The organism is Agrococcus sp. ARC_14 (assembly GCF_022436485.1).
Taxonomy (GTDB): Bacteria; Actinomycetota; Actinomycetes; order Actinomycetales; family Microbacteriaceae; genus Agrococcus.
In genome coordinates this window covers 1,531,602-1,545,643 of record NZ_JAKUDO010000001.1, presented here as the reverse complement: position 1 = coordinate 1,545,643, position 14,042 = coordinate 1,531,602, and the positions used below count along the sequence as shown (strand labels likewise).

The window sequence follows — 14,042 nt, the reverse complement described above, 5'->3', positions numbered from 1 at the left end:
TTGAGTCTGTGGCGGCAACGACGCGATGCCGGCCGCCAGCCTACGCGCCGACGGCGGCATGCGGATGCGTCGAGGGGGCCCGCGAGGCGATCGGTGCCAGCACGGGCGCGTGACGCTCAGCCGAGCGACGTCGGCTGCACCTCGTCGGCGATCGCAGCGGGATCGTGCGCGGCGATGTGCGCGTCCTCCTGCTCGCGCCACAGCAGCCACCACGAGTCGTCGCCGTCGCGCTCCAGCGCCCGCGCCCGCCGGACGCTCTCGGGTGCTTCGAGCCAGATGGTGCGCTGCGCGTGCTCGCGGCTCTCGATCGTGAGCGAGCCGCAGCCCTCGATGATGAGGTGCTCCCCCGGGGCCGCGCGATCCTCCGGACCCCAGTCGCTGATCTCCCAGTCCCAGCGTCGCCATCGCGCCACCGCGCCGGCGGTCAGCGGCGCGAGGATGCCGCGCTCGAGCAGCCGAGACCCGGTGGCGAGGCCGTGCCAGCCGGCATAGAGGTCGTCCATGTGGATGACGCGGGCACCGGTCTCCGCGGCGAGTCGTGCCGCGAGCTCGGTCTTGCCCGAGCCGGATCGGCCGTCGATGATCGTGATCACCACGCCCCCTGCCACACCGGTCGGAACGATCCCGCCGCGAGCGAGACCCCGAGGGCGAGCGCCGCGACGGCGATCGCCAGCAGCAGCATCAGGAGGTCTGCCCGCCCCACCGTCGATGGCCGAGCCCACGTGCGCTCCGGACCCCCGAATCCGCGTGCCTCCATCGCTGTCGCCAGCGTGCCGCCGCGACGCAGCGCCACCACCAGCAGCGCGAACGCCGCCTGCAGCGCTCTGCGCACCACACCCGTGTCGCCCAGCCCGCGGGCGCGCCGGGCGAGCGCGATCTGGCGCCAGTCCTCCCCCAGCACACCGAACAGTCGCACCCCGGCGAGCGCCGCGAGCACGAAGCGGTGCGGCAGCCGTGCCACCTGCGCGAGCCCGTCGGCCAAGCGCGTGGGATCGATGCCGACGAGCGCGACCAGCGTCGGCACGCCGATCGCCAGCACGCGCAGACCGATCGCGAGCGCCAGCTCGATCGACTGGTCGCTGATGATCGCGAGCCAGACCTGCGCGTGGATGCGTCCACCGGGCTCGGCGTAGAGGAGCATGCTGAGCGCCGACAGCGGGGCCGCGATGAAGAGCGGCCACGATCGGCGCAGCACCGTGCGCGGCCCGATGCCCGCTGCGGCGAAGACGACGATCCAGGCTCCGAGCGCGACCGCGGCAGTGACGATGTCGATCGTCAGCAGCATCGGGATCGAGTAGACGACCGCGGCGGCGAACGGCGTGACCGGGTTCACCTGCTCGAGCACGGTGGACGGGCGCACGGTGCTCGCCTGGATGGGGGCGGTCACGAGCTGCCCGCCTGCGCAGGGCGGTCGCTCGCGCTCGCGGCGGGCTCGCCGAGCCGCAGCGTGCGGTCGCCCAGCACGCGCTCGACGTCGGCGTCGTGCGTGATCGCCACGACGGCGCAGCCGCGATCGTCGACGAGCGAGGCGATGAGCCGCACGAGCTCCTGCCAGGTGCGCCGGTCCTGGCCGAAGGTGGGCTCGTCGAGCACCATCACGCGCGGCGCGGGCGCGAGCACCGTCGCGACCGAGAGCCGACGCTGCTCGCCGCCCGAGAGCGTGAACGGATTCGCGTCGGCGAGCGCATCGAGCCGCAGTGCCGCGAGCAAGCCGTCGACGCGCTGTGCGATCTCGTGGCGCGGCAGCGCGAGCGCGCGCAGCCCCGCGGCCACCTCGTCGTGCACCCTGGCCGTCACGAACTGGTGCTCGGGCTGCTGGAAGACCGTGCCGATGCGGCGTGAGAGCTGCTTCGGCCGCCAGCGCAGGGGTGCCTGCTCACGCAGCTCTGCCCCACGCAGCGTCGACGTCGCCCGCACCTCGCCCACGACCGGCGCCATGAGGCCCGCGAGCGTCAGCGCGAGCGTCGACTTGCCGGCGCCGTTCGGCCCGGTGACGACGAGCGCCTCACCGGCACGGATCGCGAGCGTGACGGGCTCGTGCGCCGGCACCCCGCCGCGGCCGGCGCGCACCGCGTCGAGCTCGAGCAGCGCGTCGCCCGGGTGCCTGCTCCCGCGGGCGATCTCGACGGGGAGCCCAGGCACCCAGACGCCGTCCGCGGCCAGCTGCTCGCGGCGGGCGTCGAGCACGGCAGTCGGCGCACCGTCGGCCACGGCGCCGCCGCCTGCGGCGAGCACCACGACGCGGTCGACCACCGGCAGCCAGGTCTCCACGCGGTGCTCGACGACCACGAGCGTCGCGCCGGTCTCGGCTGCGACGCGCGCCACGGCATCCCGCACCTCCACGACCCCCGCGGGGTCGAGGTTGGCCGTCGGCTCGTCGAGCAGGATGAGGCCAGGCCGCATCGCGATGACGCCCGCGAGCGCGAGCCGCTGCCGCTGCCCGCCGGAGAGCGCCGCCGTCGAGCGGTCGAGCGCCACGTCGAGCCCGACGGCGGCGAGCGCGTGGCGCACCCGCTGCCAGATCTCGTCGCGCGGCACCGCGAGGTTCTCGCAGCCGAAGGCCACGTCGTCGCCGACGTGCGACATGATCGTGTTCGCCTGCGGATCCTGCAGCACGAGGCCGGCGGTGCCGGCGTCGGTGGTGCCCCGTCGGGTCGCCGGGTGCGCGCCGTCGACGGTCAGCTCGCCGGACTCATCGCCCTCGTCCTCGCCGCCGAGCACGCCGGCGAGGGCCGAGAGCAGCGTCGACTTGCCAGCGCCCGAGGGCCCCAGCAGCAGCACCCGCTCGCCGGGCTCGACGTCGAGGTCGAGCCCGGCGAGCGCGGGCGCCGCGCGACCGGCGTGCTGCCAGCCCCAGCCGCGCGCGCGGATGCGGGAGCCGCTCACCTGCCGCGCGAGCGCCCGGACGCGAACCGGTCGAGCACGCCCGTCGCCGCGAGCGCACGGGTCAGCAGCCAGCCGACGAGGCCCGCCAGCAGCGCGCCGGAGACCACGAGGCAGCCGAGGTAGATGAGCAGGAACTCCCCGCTCATCGCGAGGTTGCCGGAGGTGAACAGCTCGAGCGTCCAGGCGGCGACGGCCGCACCGATGCCGGCGAGCATCGCCACGAAGACCCCGAAGCGGCGGTATGCGAACAGCAGGAAGATCAGCTCGGCGCCGAGGCCCTGCGCGATGCCTGCATAGACGGTCTCGATCGCCCACACGCTGCCGAGCAGCATCGAGACTGTCGAGGCCAGCAGCTCGACGAACAGCGCGGCGCCCGGCTTGCGGATGATGAGCCCGCCGAGCACGCCGCCGATGAGCCAGATGCCGACTGCCAGGCCGCCGAAGCCCGGCGTGAGCGCGTCCATGCCCTCGAACCAGACGTAGCCGACGCCGTTCCAGAGCACGAACAGGAGCCCCGTGGCGACGCCGAGCACGGCGGCGACGACGATGTCGACGACCCGCCAGCGACTGGTGCGCGCACGCGGCGACGCGGTGGATGTGGTGGATGTGGTGGTCATGCGGTGCCCTTCACTCGGAGTGATGGCACGGGTGGTGTGTCCTCCCTGCGCTGGCATGATCCAGATCAGGTTTGACGGTCGAAGACTGCAGTCTTCCTCTCAGCCCGGCGCACCGGACTCCCGTGTCAGAACTGCAGTCTAGCCCGACCGCAGGTCGCGGGCCGGCTCGTGGCCCTGCGGCCGTAGGCTGGGCCGGTGATCGAGACCGGGGCCGAGGGACCAGCAGCGACAGCGCAGCCGATCCGATCGTTCGTCGCCATCGGCGACAGCTTCACCGAGGGCGTCGGCGACGAGCTGCCTGATGGTTCGTTGCGCGGCTGGGCCGACTTCGTCGCCGCGGGCCTCGCGACCGCGCAGGGCGCGCCGGTGCGCTACGCCAACCTCGCCATCCGCGGGCGCAAGCTCCACGGCATCCTCTCCGAGCAGCTCGATGCCGCGATCGCCCTGCACCCCGAGGCGATCAGCATCAACGGCGGCGGCAACGACATCCTGCGGCCGCGCGTCTCCATCGACCACGTGGGCGCCCGCCTGGCCGAGGCCGCGCATCGCATCGCGGCCGCGGGCATCCGCCCGATCCTGCTCTCGGGCGGCAACCCCAGCCAGGTGATGCCGATCGGTGCCGTGATGCAGCGCCGCGGCGACGCCCTCGCTCGCGCCGTGGAGTCGCGCATCGGGGATCTCGATGCGCCCTACGTCGACAACTGGGGCGACCCCGAGCTGCGCAGCCCGCGCTTCTGGTCGATCGACCGGCTGCACCTCAACGCCGCGGGTCACGCGCACGTCGCGCGCAACGTGCTGCGCGCGCTCGGCCACGAGGCGCCGGCAGGCTGGCGCGATCTCGCCGGCGCGACCACTGCAGAGGGCAGGCGCGATCTGGGCTACTACCGCGAGTACGTGCTGCCGTGGCTCGGCCGTCGCTTCACAGGCCGTTCCTCCGGCGACGGCCGCGACCCGAAGCTGCCGCGGCTGACCGAGGTGCAGCCGCTCGCTTGACCGGTCCGGATGCGTCGCCGGCGGCGGCTACCCGGCCGGCGGTGAGGACGCCGCCGTCACGAAGTCGATGAGCTCCTCGACGCGGCCGAGCAGCTCTGGCTCGAGATCGTTCCAGTCGCGCACCCGGGAGCGGATGCGCTGCCACGCCCGCCCGACATCCTCCTGGCTGCCGTGCGGCATGCCGAGCCGCTGCAGGGTGCCGCGCTTCCAGTCCTCGCCCTTCGGCACCGCCGGCCACGCAGCGATGCCGAGCCGCGCCGGCTTCACCGCCTGCCAGATGTCGATGAACGGATGGCCGACGATGCGCACGTGGGCACCGTGCGGCCCGCTCGTCACGGCTGCGGCGATGCGCGACTCCTTCGAGCCCGGCACGAGGTGGTCGAGCAGGATGCCGAGGCGGCGCTCGCGGGTGGGCGCGAACTCTGCCACGATCGCGGCCAGGTCATCGGCGCCGTGCAGCGGCTCCACGACGACGCCCTCGACACGCAGGTCGTGGCCCCACACCTGCTCGACGAGCTCGGCGTCGTGCACGCCCTCGACGAGGATGCGACTCGGCAGCGCGACGCGCGCCCGCAACCCCCCGACGGCACGGGAGCCGGATGCGGTGCGCGTCGATCCCGCCTGCTTCGCGACCGCGGGCACGAGCTCGACCTCGACGCCGTCGATGAAGAAGCCGCGGCCCAGGGGGAACGCGCGCACGGCGCCGCGACGGTCCTCGAGGTGCACGTTGCCGGCCTCGACGCGCACGACGGCGCCGACGTAGCCGTCGTGACGCTCGACGACGAGCTCACGGGCGGCCTCGACGCGCGTCGGCGGCGCAGGCGTGCGCGCAGCCTTCGCGTCCGCGGAGAGCACGTCTCCGCCCCAGGCGTCCCAATCCATCCGCACTCCGTTCGACGCCGGCCGGGTCCCGCACCCGCCCATTCGGCACCGGCCGAGCCTATGCGCGTCCCGCGCGGGCACCACCGAGGCACGCGCGCGTGCCGCCGAACGACTGTGCTTGGCTGTCAGACATGGACTTCCGCATCTTCACCGAGCCCCAGCAGGGCGCCTCCTACGACGAGCTGCTCGCGGTCGCGCTGCGCACCGAGCAGCTCGGCTTCGACGGCTTCTTCCGCTCCGACCACTACCTGCGCATGGGCGACGGCGATGCGGGGTACGGGCCGACGGATGCGTGGACGGCGCTGGCAGGTCTGGCGCGCGACACCGAGCGGATCCGGTTGGGCACGCTCGTCTCCTCGGTCACCTACCGGCTGCCGGGCATCCTGGCAGTGCAGGTCGCCAACGTCGACCAGATGTCGGGCGGCCGCATCGAACTCGGCCTCGGCACCGGCTGGTTCGAGCAGGAGCACGCCGCCTACGGCATCCCGTTCCCGGAGAAGCGCTTCGACCTGCTCGAGGAGCAGCTGGCGATCCTGACCGGGCTGTGGCAGACGCCCGCAGGCGCCCGCTTCTCGTTCACGGGCGAGCACTACGCGATCGACGACTCCCCCGCGCTGCCGAAGCCTGTGCAGGAGCGGATCCCGGTGATCGTGGGCGGGCTGGGCGCCAAGCGCACGCCGCGGCTCGCGGCCGAGTTCGCCGACGAGCACAACCTCTCGTTCCCTGCCCTCGACCGCATCCAACCTCTGTTCGCCGCGCTCGACGAGGCGATCGAGCGAGCGGAGCGCACGCGGCCGGTGACGCGCTCCGTGGCGCTCGTGGCGTGTGTCGGCGAGGACGAGGCGAGCTTCGCGCGCCGCGCCGCGGCGATCGGCCGCGAGCCCGCAGAGCTGCGTGAGCACGGCATCGCCGGCACGCGCGCCGAGGTCGAGGACCGCTTGGGCACGCTCGCCGCGGACGGTGTGGAGCGGGTCTACCTGCAGACGCTGGACCTCACCGACCTCGACCACCTGGACGAGCTCGCCGCGTTCGCGGGGGTGGCTGCGGCCTCGTGACGCGTGCGTGCTGCGCACGCGCGCTCCTCGACCTGCGCTCTCACGCAGAAAGGGCCGCCCAGCGGGCGGCCCTTTCGTGCGTCAGGAGAGCGTCAGGCGCTCGTCTTGCCGCGGTTCTTGGTGATGAGGCCCCAGATGAGCAGCACGAGGATCGCGCCGCCGATGGCGAAGAGCCAGCCGAGCGGCGACCAGAACGAGTTGTAGACGTCCTGGCCGAGCAGCCCGGCGATCCAGCCACCGAGCATGGCGCCGACGACGCCGAGCAGCAGCGTGACGAGCCAGCCGCCGCCCTGCTTGCCGGGCAGGATGAGCTTTGCGAGCGCACCAGCGATGAGTCCGAAGATGAGGAAGACGAAGAATCCCATGTGTGTGTGGTCCTTCCGAGTCAGAGCGAGGCAAGGGAGCCAGCCCGGTCACCGCGATCTGCGGTTCCTTGGCCTGAGCGTACCCCGAATTCGGTGAAAGTCCCTGTAGATCGGGCCTTCCGATTCAACTTCCTGCGCGCTCCAGCACGATCTCGCGAACGCGCGCGGCATCCGCCTGACCCCGCATGGCCTTCATCACGGCGCCGATGACGGCTCCCGCGGCCTGCACCTTGCCGTCGCGGATCTTCTGCAGCACATCGGGCTGGGCTGCCAGCGCCTCATCGACCGCTGCGACCAGCGCCGACTCGTCGGTGACGACCTGCAGTCCGCGTGCCGCGACGACCTCGCTCGGGCTGCCCTCGCCGGCCATGACGCCCTCGAGCGCCTGGCGAGCCAGGCGGTCGGTGAGCGCTCCATCGTCGATGAGGCGCTGCAGCGCTGCCACGTGCGCCGGCTCGACGAGGCTCGCCGCCTCGACGCCCCGATCGTTGGCGACGCGGGCGATCTCACCCGTCCACCACTTGCGCGCAGACTGCGGCGCGGCTCCGGCGGCGACCGTCGCGTCGACCAGGTGCAGCATGTCGCCGTTCACGACATCCTGGAACTCCAGGTCGGTGAAGCCCCACTCGGCCTTCAGGCGCCGGCGGCGTGCGAGCGGCTGCTCCGGCAGCGCAGCGCGCAGCTCTTCGACCAGGGCACGGCTCGGCGCGACCGGCAGCAGGTCGGGCTCCGGGAAGTAGCGGTAGTCGTCGGCATCCGACTTGGGGCGACCGGGGCTCGTCGCACCGGTGTCCTCGTGCCAGTGGCGCGTCTCCTGCGTGATCGTGCCGCCGTCGGCGAGGATCGCCGCCTGCCGCTGGATCTCGTAGCGCACCGCGCGCTCGACCGAGCGCATCGAGTTGACGTTCTTCGTCTCGGTGCGGGTGCCGAGCGTCTCTGACCCGCGCGGACGCAGCGAGACGTTGGCGTCGCAGCGCAGGTTGCCGCGCTCCATCCGCGCCTCGGAGATGCCGAGCGAGAGCACGATGTCGCGGATCGCGCCGACGTAGGCCTTCGCGATCTCGGGTGCGTCGTGCTCGGCGCCGAAGATCATGTGCGTGACGATCTCGACCAGCGGCACGCCGGCCCGGTTGTAGTCGACGAGCGAGTACTCGGCGCCCTGGATGCGACCGGTCGAGCCGCCCACGTGGGTGAGCTTGCCGGCGTCCTCCTCCATGTGCGCGCGCTCGATCGGCACAGTGATCTGCCGACCGCTCGCGAGCTCGATCTCGACCTGACCCTCGAAGGCGATGGGCTCGTCGTACTGCGAGATCTGGTAGTTCTTCGGCGTATCGGGGTAGAAGTAGTTCTTCCTGGCGAAGCGGCACGACTCGGCGATCTCGCAGCCGAGCGCGAGGCCCAGCGAGATCGAGTAGCGCACGGCCAGCTCGTTCGTCACCGGCAGGCTGCCGGGCAGGCCGAGGCTCAGCGGGTCGATGAGCGTGTTGGGCGCGACGTCGTGGAAGTCCGGATGCGCCGGGTTCGGCGCCGCCGAGAACATCTTGGTCCTCGTGCCGAGCTCGACGTGCACCTCGAACCCGAGCACGGGCTCGAACAGCTCGAGCGCCTTGTCGAAGTCCATCAGCTTGGCCTTCATGCTGCGCCTCCGTTCAGTGTGGTCCCTGAGGAGCCGGCGGAGCCGGCGTCTCGAAGGGCCGGTGCCTTCGTGGTCAGGATGCCGCCCCAGCGGTCGGCGAGGAGCGCCTCGATGGTCGCGCCCGCGCGGTAGAGCCGCGCATCCTCGAACATCGGGGCGAGCAGCTGCAGGCCGACGGGCAGCCCGTCGTCGCCCAGCCCCATCGGCAGCCCCATGCCGGGGATGCCGGCGAGGTTCGCGGGGATCGTCGTGATGTCGTTGGCGTACATCGCCAGCGGATCGTCGATCTTCTCACCGAGCTTGAACGCCGTGGTGGGCGCCGCAGGGCTGATGAGCAGGTCGACCTGCTCGAACGCCGCGTCGAAGTCGCGCTGGATGAGCGTGCGCACCTTCTGCGCGGAGCCGTAGTAGGCGTCGTAGTAGCCCGCCGAGAGCGCGTAGGTGCCGAGGATGATGCGACGCTTGACCTCCGGGCCGAAGCCGGCCTCGCGGCTCGCGGCCATGACGTCTTCGACGGTCTGGCCGGGCTGCTCCACGCGCAGGCCGAAGCGCACCGAGTCGAAGCGTGCGAGGTTCGACGAGGCCTCTGCGGGCAGGATCAGGTAGTAGGCGGCGACCGAGTAGGCGAACGACGGGCACGAGACCTCGACGACCTCGGCTCCCGCATCCGTCAGCAGCTGCACGGTCTCCTGGAAGCGCGCCTGCACGTCGGGTGCGATGCCCTCGCTGTCGAGCTCCTTGACGATACCGACCTTGACGCCCGCGAGGCTGCCGGTGGCCGCGCCCTCGCGGGCGGCGGCGGTGAACGACGGCCACTCGCGCTCGAGGCTCGTGGAGTCGTGCGGGTCGTGGCCGCCGATGACGTCGTGGATGAGCGCCGAGTCGAGCACCGTGCGGGTGACGGGGCCGACCTGGTCGAGGCTCGAGGCGAGCGCGATCGCGCCGTAGCGGCTCACGCCGCCGTAGGTGGGCTTGACGCCGACGGTGCCGGTCACGGCGGCGGGCTGGCGGATGGAGCCGCCGGTGTCGCTGCCGAGCGCGAAGGGCGCCTCGAAGGCCGCGACCGCCGCCGCCGAGCCGCCGCCGGAGCCACCGGGGATGCGGTCGGTGTCCCAGGGGTTGCGCGTGGGGCCGTAGGCGGAGTGCTCGGTGCTCGAGCCCATCGCGAACTCATCCATGTTGGTCTTGCCGAGCGCGACGAGGCCTGCGTCCTTGAGCCGCGCGACCACGGTCGCGTCGTACGGCGGCACCCAGCCCTCGAGGATCTTCGAGCCCGAGGTCGATGGCATGCCGATCGTGCAGAGCACATCCTTGATCGCGACCGGGGCGCCAGCGAGCTCGTGCAGCTGCTCGCCGGCTGCGCGCCGCGCATCGATGGCGGCTGCCTGCTCGAGCGCACCGTCGTTGACGTGCAGGAAGGCGTGGATCTCGCCGTCGACCGCGGCGATGCGATCGAGGTGGGCTTGCGTGGCCTCGACGCTCGAGACCTCGCCTGCTGCGAGCAGGCCGGCGAGCTCGTGGCCTGCGAGGCGGGTGAGGTCGCCCATCACTGCTCCTCCCCCAGGATCGCGGAGACGCGGAAGCGCTCGCCGTCGTGGCCGGGCGCGCCGGCGAAGGCCTGCGCGTGCGTGAGCGTGTCGCCCACGACGTCGGCTCGCAGCACGTTCGTCATCGGCACCGGGTGGCTCGTGGCCGGCACATCGTCGCCCGCGACCTCGCGGACCGTGGCGATGGCGTCGACGATCTGCGACAGCTCGGTCGTGAGGCTCGTCACCTCGTCGTCGGTGAGCGCGATGCGAGCGAGCCCAGCCAGATGCTGGACCTCCTCGCGAGTGATCTCAGACATGAGTCTCCTCGTGTGAAGCCGGGGGGTTCCCTCAATTCTAGGCTTGCTGGAGGAGCACCCAGGCCGCGAGCGCCCACAGCGCCGCGGTGCCGCCGATGCACCACCAGCGGTGATCTGCGGCGACGGCGAGCGCCTCCCGCACGACGGCGCCCGGGCGGTACGACGGCCGGGTCCAGGCGCCGACGACCGTGCCCTCGATGCCGACGCCCGCGAGCAGCCACGCCGTGCGGAAGGCGTGGTACTCGCTCGTGACGACCGCGAGCGGCGCGCGCCGCGGGCCGGTGACGAGCATGCGGGAGAGCTCGAGGTTCTCGCGCGTCGTCGTCGATGCCTCCTCCTGATCGATCGCCTCCGCGGGCACGCCGAGGTGACGGATGAGGTGGTCGGCCATCGCGGAGGCCTCGGTGCGCACCTCGTCGGGCCCCTGCCCGCCGGAGACCACGATCCGCGCATCCGGCCTCGTGGCGAGGGATGCGCGCCAGACCTCTGCACCCCGTTCGACGCGGCGCCGCAGCAGGGGGCCGACCTCCCGGCCCCGCAGCCCAGCACCCAGGATCAGCACGGTGCCGGCAGCCGTGGGCGTCCGCGCGCCGCGCAGGTGGATGAAGCTGGCCATCGCGAGCGCGGCGGCGGCGAGACCCGCGGCCCACAGCGGCAGCGCGAGCACCAGGATCGCGCGCGCCAGGGCCGCGTCGATCGCGGCGGCGACGACGACCGCGATCGCGAGCAGCAGCATCCCGACCCCGAGCAGCGCGATGAGCACGTCGATGCGGCGCACGCGCACGAGCCTGGTGAGCACGAGGCCGTGCCAGAGCGATGCGCCGCCGAGGCCGAGCGTGGCGACGAGGGCTGCGGCGACCAGCAGCGCCCAGCCACCCTCCCCGGCCGGCACGTCGAGCCAGAGCGCGACCGGGCGGCGCAGCGCGCGCGTCAGCAGCAGCGTGAAGGCGAGCACGATCATCGTGGCCCAGAGCGCCGGGCGCAGCAGGCGCATCCGTCGGCTCGAGCTCATCTCCAGCAGACTAGTCGCCGAGCGCGCGCGCTATGCCACCGCGAGCGCTTCGGCGACCGGCGCATCCGCGGTCCGCGCGAGCGCCGCGCCGAGCAGCAGGGTGCGCACCACGCGCTCTGCGCCATCGGCGACGAACTCCGCACCGCGATCGAACGCCTCCTGCAGCTCGACCGGCGACGGCAGCACGCACTGGATGGCATCGATCCCGATGTCGTAGTTGCGGCCGGCGTCGCTGCCGATCGTGCCGGCGAGCGCGAGCACCGGGACGTGCAGGCGCTGCGCACGCGATGCGACCTCTGCAGGCACCTTGCCGTTCGGCGTCTGCCGGTCGATCGAGCCCTCTGCGGTGATGACGAGATCGGCCTCGGCGATCGCGCCATCGAGATCGATCGACTCGAGCAGCACCTCGAACCTGGGCAGCAGCGTGGCTCCGATCGCGGCCAGTCCCGCGCCCAGGCCCCCGGACGCGCCGGTGCCGAGACCGCGGCGAAGGTCGGTGCCGGCAGGGTATGCGGCATCGCGCTCGAGCGTGCGGACCCAGCGCTTGAGCGCCTTCGCGAGCCGGTCGACCTGGGCAGGGTCGGCACCCTTCTGCGGGCCGAACACACGGGCGACGCCGCGCGGCCCGGTGAGCACGTTCGTGGGGTTGCACGCGACCTCGATCGCCACGTCTGCCAACCGTGGGTCGAGCCCGTCCATGTCGATGCGGTCAAGCTTCGCCAGGGCCCTCGCTCCCGCGCCGATCTCGGAGCCGTGCGCGTCGAGCAGTCGTGCGCCGAGCGCCTGCAGCGCCCCCGCGCCACCGTCGGAGGTGCCGGAGTCGCCGCAGCCGACGACGATGCGGGTGCAGCCTGCGTCGAGCGCGGCGACCATGAGCTCACCGACGCCGCGGGTGGTCGTCCGTGTCGGGTCGCGTCGATCGCGCGGCACGAGGCTCAGCCCCGCGGCGGCTGCCATCTCGACGACCGCCGTGGTGCCGTCGCCGAGGATCGCGAAATGGCTGTCCACCTGCTCACCGACGGGTCCGGTGACGGAGCGACGCTCGATCCGGCCGCCCGTCGATGCCGCCATCGCCGCGGCCGTGCCCTCGCCGCCGTCGACGAGCGGCAGCAGCCGGATGCGAGCGCCGGGCACCACGCGTCGGATGCCGATCGCGATCGCCGCTGCGACCTCCTCAGCTGCGAGCGACTCCTTGAAGCCGCTGGGCGCCACGAGGAACGAGATGGGGTGCTGGACAGACATGGTCAACCTCCGTTGGTGTGGGTGAGGGGGATGCCCAGCGCCGGCCACAGGAACGCGGCGGCGAGGACGACGACGGCGATGACGGGCAGCGCGAGCGTGCCCGAGAGGCGCAGCAGGTCGCTGCGGTCGAAGGTGGTGAGATCGTCGAGCTGCGCGAACATCGCGACGGGCTTCGCCGATGCGGTCAGGGTGAGGCAGAAGCCGGCCGCAGCGGTGGAGGCGAGCGCCGCGATCACCGGGCTCAGGCCCGCCGCTGCTGCGAGCGCCATCACGGGCGGCAGGAGCACCGTCGCCCTGGCGGAACGGGACTGCACCAGCAGGTGCGCGATCGCGCTGGCAGCGACGATCGCGATCAGCACCAGACCCGGCGATGCACCGCGGAGCGCCCCGATGGCGGTGCTCGCCAGCGCATCCGCGGCCCCCGAGTCGATGATGGCGGCGCCCATCGCCAGCGTCGCCGCCAGGAACAGCAGCAGCGACCACGGCACGGCCGCCATCGCCTCCTTCGGCGCGACCGAGCCCCAGCCCGGCAGCATGACGGCGACGCCGCCCAGCAGCGCGACCACAGCGGCGTCGACGCCGTGCGACGGCTCCGACAGCCAGAGGCCGACCACGATCGCCAGCGTGATGAGCGCGCGGAGCTCGGCCCAGCGCATCCGCGTGCCGTGCCGACGCCCGTGCTGTGCACGGAGCTCGCGCGCGATCGGCGTGACGTCGAAGCCGCGGTCCTCGCGGTCGAGGTGACCGAGCAGGATCGCCTCGACGGCGAGGTGGCTCGTCACGATCGCGACCGGGAGCCCGAGCGCCGCCCAGAGCAGGAACCCGATCTCGACTCCGGTGCTCGCGGCGATCAGCTGCGCCGCGATCAGGTGTGCGCCCGCGCCCAGCAGCGACGCGACGGCCGACAGCAGGATGACGGTCGGGAACAGCAGCGAGAGCGCCCGCTGCAGCGAGGCGGGCATGCGTTCGGCGAGCGCCCGGTGCACGGGCAGGGCGAGCGCGGCGCGGCCACTCGTCGCCGGCACCGCGAACGCTGTGAGCAGCAGCGCGACGGCGACCAGGTGGGCCAGCCCGCGCACGCTGCGCGCACGCGCGATCAGCAGCACGGCGAGCCGTTCGGTGAGCCCGCTCGCAGAGACGCCCGCAGCGAGCATGCAGGCTCCGATGAGCAGCCAGATGGTCGGGTCGCCGAGCGAGGTGAGGAGCGTGTCCACGGGCGTCGCGCCGACCACCACGAGACAGAGGATGGCGCACAGGGCGACGAGGGTGTCGTCGAGCCGCGTCAGCGTCCAGGCCGCGACTGCGGTCGTGAACACGGCGGCGACCATCCGCGCGTCAGTCGACCACCCTGCCGTCAGACTGCCTGCGGCCGCACCCGCAGCCGCGACCGCGAGGATGCGCAGCGACCTCGCCGCCCAGAGCGGGAGGCTGGCGGCGATGCTGGCGGCGCGAGGCGGGTCGGCGGCTGCGGTGGACGACATGCACGCAACGATGCTCGTCGGAGGCGA

General features: G+C 72.9%; 14 protein-coding genes and 1 riboswitch. Of the genes, 2 read left to right on the top strand and 12 right to left on the bottom strand.

Annotated elements, in window-relative coordinates; genetic code table 11:
• Positions 1-116: 116 nt before the first annotated feature.
• Genes MKD51_RS07635 through MKD51_RS07620 form a run of 4 tightly spaced genes read right to left on the bottom strand, consistent with a single transcriptional unit; the run spans position 117 to position 3,503 of the window.
• A complete protein-coding gene (locus tag MKD51_RS07635) occupies positions 117-593 on the bottom strand; it encodes an ATP-binding protein (protein WP_240239734.1) in 477 nt (158 codons plus the stop codon).
• Positions 590-1,387 (bottom strand): energy-coupling factor transporter transmembrane component T, encoded by a 798-nt coding sequence (locus MKD51_RS07630; RefSeq protein ID WP_240239733.1) that lies wholly within the window; start codon positions 1,385-1,387, stop codon positions 590-592. The genes MKD51_RS07635 and MKD51_RS07630 overlap by 4 nt, the downstream gene beginning before the upstream one ends.
• Positions 1,384-2,886, bottom strand: coding sequence for an ABC transporter ATP-binding protein (locus MKD51_RS07625; protein ID WP_240239732.1), 1,503 nt, complete (start codon positions 2,884-2,886; stop codon positions 1,384-1,386). Before MKD51_RS07625 ends, MKD51_RS07630 begins: the two co-directional genes overlap by 4 nt.
• Entirely contained in the window at positions 2,883-3,503 is a 621-nt protein-coding gene (locus tag MKD51_RS07620; RefSeq protein WP_240239731.1) for an ECF transporter S component, read from the bottom strand. The genes MKD51_RS07625 and MKD51_RS07620 overlap by 4 nt, the downstream gene beginning before the upstream one ends.
• Positions 3,504-3,527: 24 nt before the next feature.
• A riboswitch (TPP riboswitch) is annotated at positions 3,528-3,637 on the bottom strand.
• A 61-nt stretch (positions 3,638-3,698) separates the two neighbouring features.
• Between MKD51_RS07620 and MKD51_RS07615 the strand changes: the two genes are divergently transcribed.
• Positions 3,699-4,496, top strand: a complete 798-nt coding sequence (locus tag MKD51_RS07615) for an SGNH/GDSL hydrolase family protein (protein WP_240239730.1) — start codon at positions 3,699-3,701, stop codon at positions 4,494-4,496.
• Between the two features lie 27 nt (positions 4,497-4,523).
• On the opposite strand, the gene MKD51_RS07610 is transcribed toward MKD51_RS07615, so the two are convergent.
• A complete protein-coding gene (locus tag MKD51_RS07610; protein ID WP_240239729.1) occupies positions 4,524-5,378 on the bottom strand; it encodes a DUF3097 domain-containing protein in 855 nt (284 codons plus the stop codon).
• Positions 5,379-5,509: 131 nt separating this feature from the next.
• Between MKD51_RS07610 and MKD51_RS07605 the strand changes: the two genes are divergently transcribed.
• Positions 5,510-6,433, top strand: coding sequence for a TIGR03560 family F420-dependent LLM class oxidoreductase (locus MKD51_RS07605; RefSeq protein WP_240239728.1), 924 nt, complete (start codon positions 5,510-5,512; stop codon positions 6,431-6,433).
• A 92-nt stretch (positions 6,434-6,525) separates the two neighbouring features.
• Here MKD51_RS07605 and MKD51_RS07600 read toward each other — a convergent pair whose 3' ends face one another.
• The 7 genes from MKD51_RS07600 to MKD51_RS07570 all read right to left on the bottom strand — a co-directional run bounded on the left by MKD51_RS07600 (position 6,526) and on the right by MKD51_RS07570 (position 14,015).
• Positions 6,526-6,798 carry a GlsB/YeaQ/YmgE family stress response membrane protein gene (locus MKD51_RS07600; RefSeq protein WP_240239727.1) on the bottom strand — a complete coding sequence of 91 codons (273 nt, stop codon included), beginning with the start codon at positions 6,796-6,798 and terminating at the stop codon, positions 6,526-6,528.
• A 124-nt stretch (positions 6,799-6,922) separates the two neighbouring features.
• Positions 6,923-8,434, bottom strand: a complete 1,512-nt coding sequence (gene gatB / locus MKD51_RS07595; RefSeq protein ID WP_240239726.1) for an Asp-tRNA(Asn)/Glu-tRNA(Gln) amidotransferase subunit GatB — start codon at positions 8,432-8,434, stop codon at positions 6,923-6,925.
• Positions 8,431-9,981: an Asp-tRNA(Asn)/Glu-tRNA(Gln) amidotransferase subunit GatA gene (gatA, locus tag MKD51_RS07590; RefSeq protein ID WP_240239725.1), complete on the bottom strand. Its 1,551-nt coding sequence runs from the start codon at positions 9,979-9,981 to the stop codon at positions 8,431-8,433. The genes gatB and gatA overlap by 4 nt, the downstream gene beginning before the upstream one ends.
• Entirely contained in the window at positions 9,981-10,280 is a 300-nt protein-coding gene (gatC, locus tag MKD51_RS07585) for an Asp-tRNA(Asn)/Glu-tRNA(Gln) amidotransferase subunit GatC (RefSeq protein ID WP_240239724.1), read from the bottom strand. Before gatC ends, gatA begins: the two co-directional genes overlap by 1 nt.
• 37 nt (positions 10,281-10,317) lie before the next feature.
• Complete coding sequence (locus MKD51_RS07580; protein WP_240239723.1) at positions 10,318-11,292, bottom strand: YdcF family protein; 975 nt, start codon at positions 11,290-11,292, stop codon at positions 10,318-10,320.
• Positions 11,293-11,322: 30 nt separating this feature from the next.
• Positions 11,323-12,534 (bottom strand): glycerate kinase, encoded by a 1,212-nt coding sequence (locus MKD51_RS07575; protein ID WP_240239722.1) that lies wholly within the window; start codon positions 12,532-12,534, stop codon positions 11,323-11,325.
• Positions 12,535-12,536: 2 nt separating this feature from the next.
• Positions 12,537-14,015: an SLC13 family permease gene (locus tag MKD51_RS07570; RefSeq protein ID WP_240239721.1), complete on the bottom strand. Its 1,479-nt coding sequence runs from the start codon at positions 14,013-14,015 to the stop codon at positions 12,537-12,539.
• Positions 14,016-14,042: the final 27 nt, after the last annotated feature.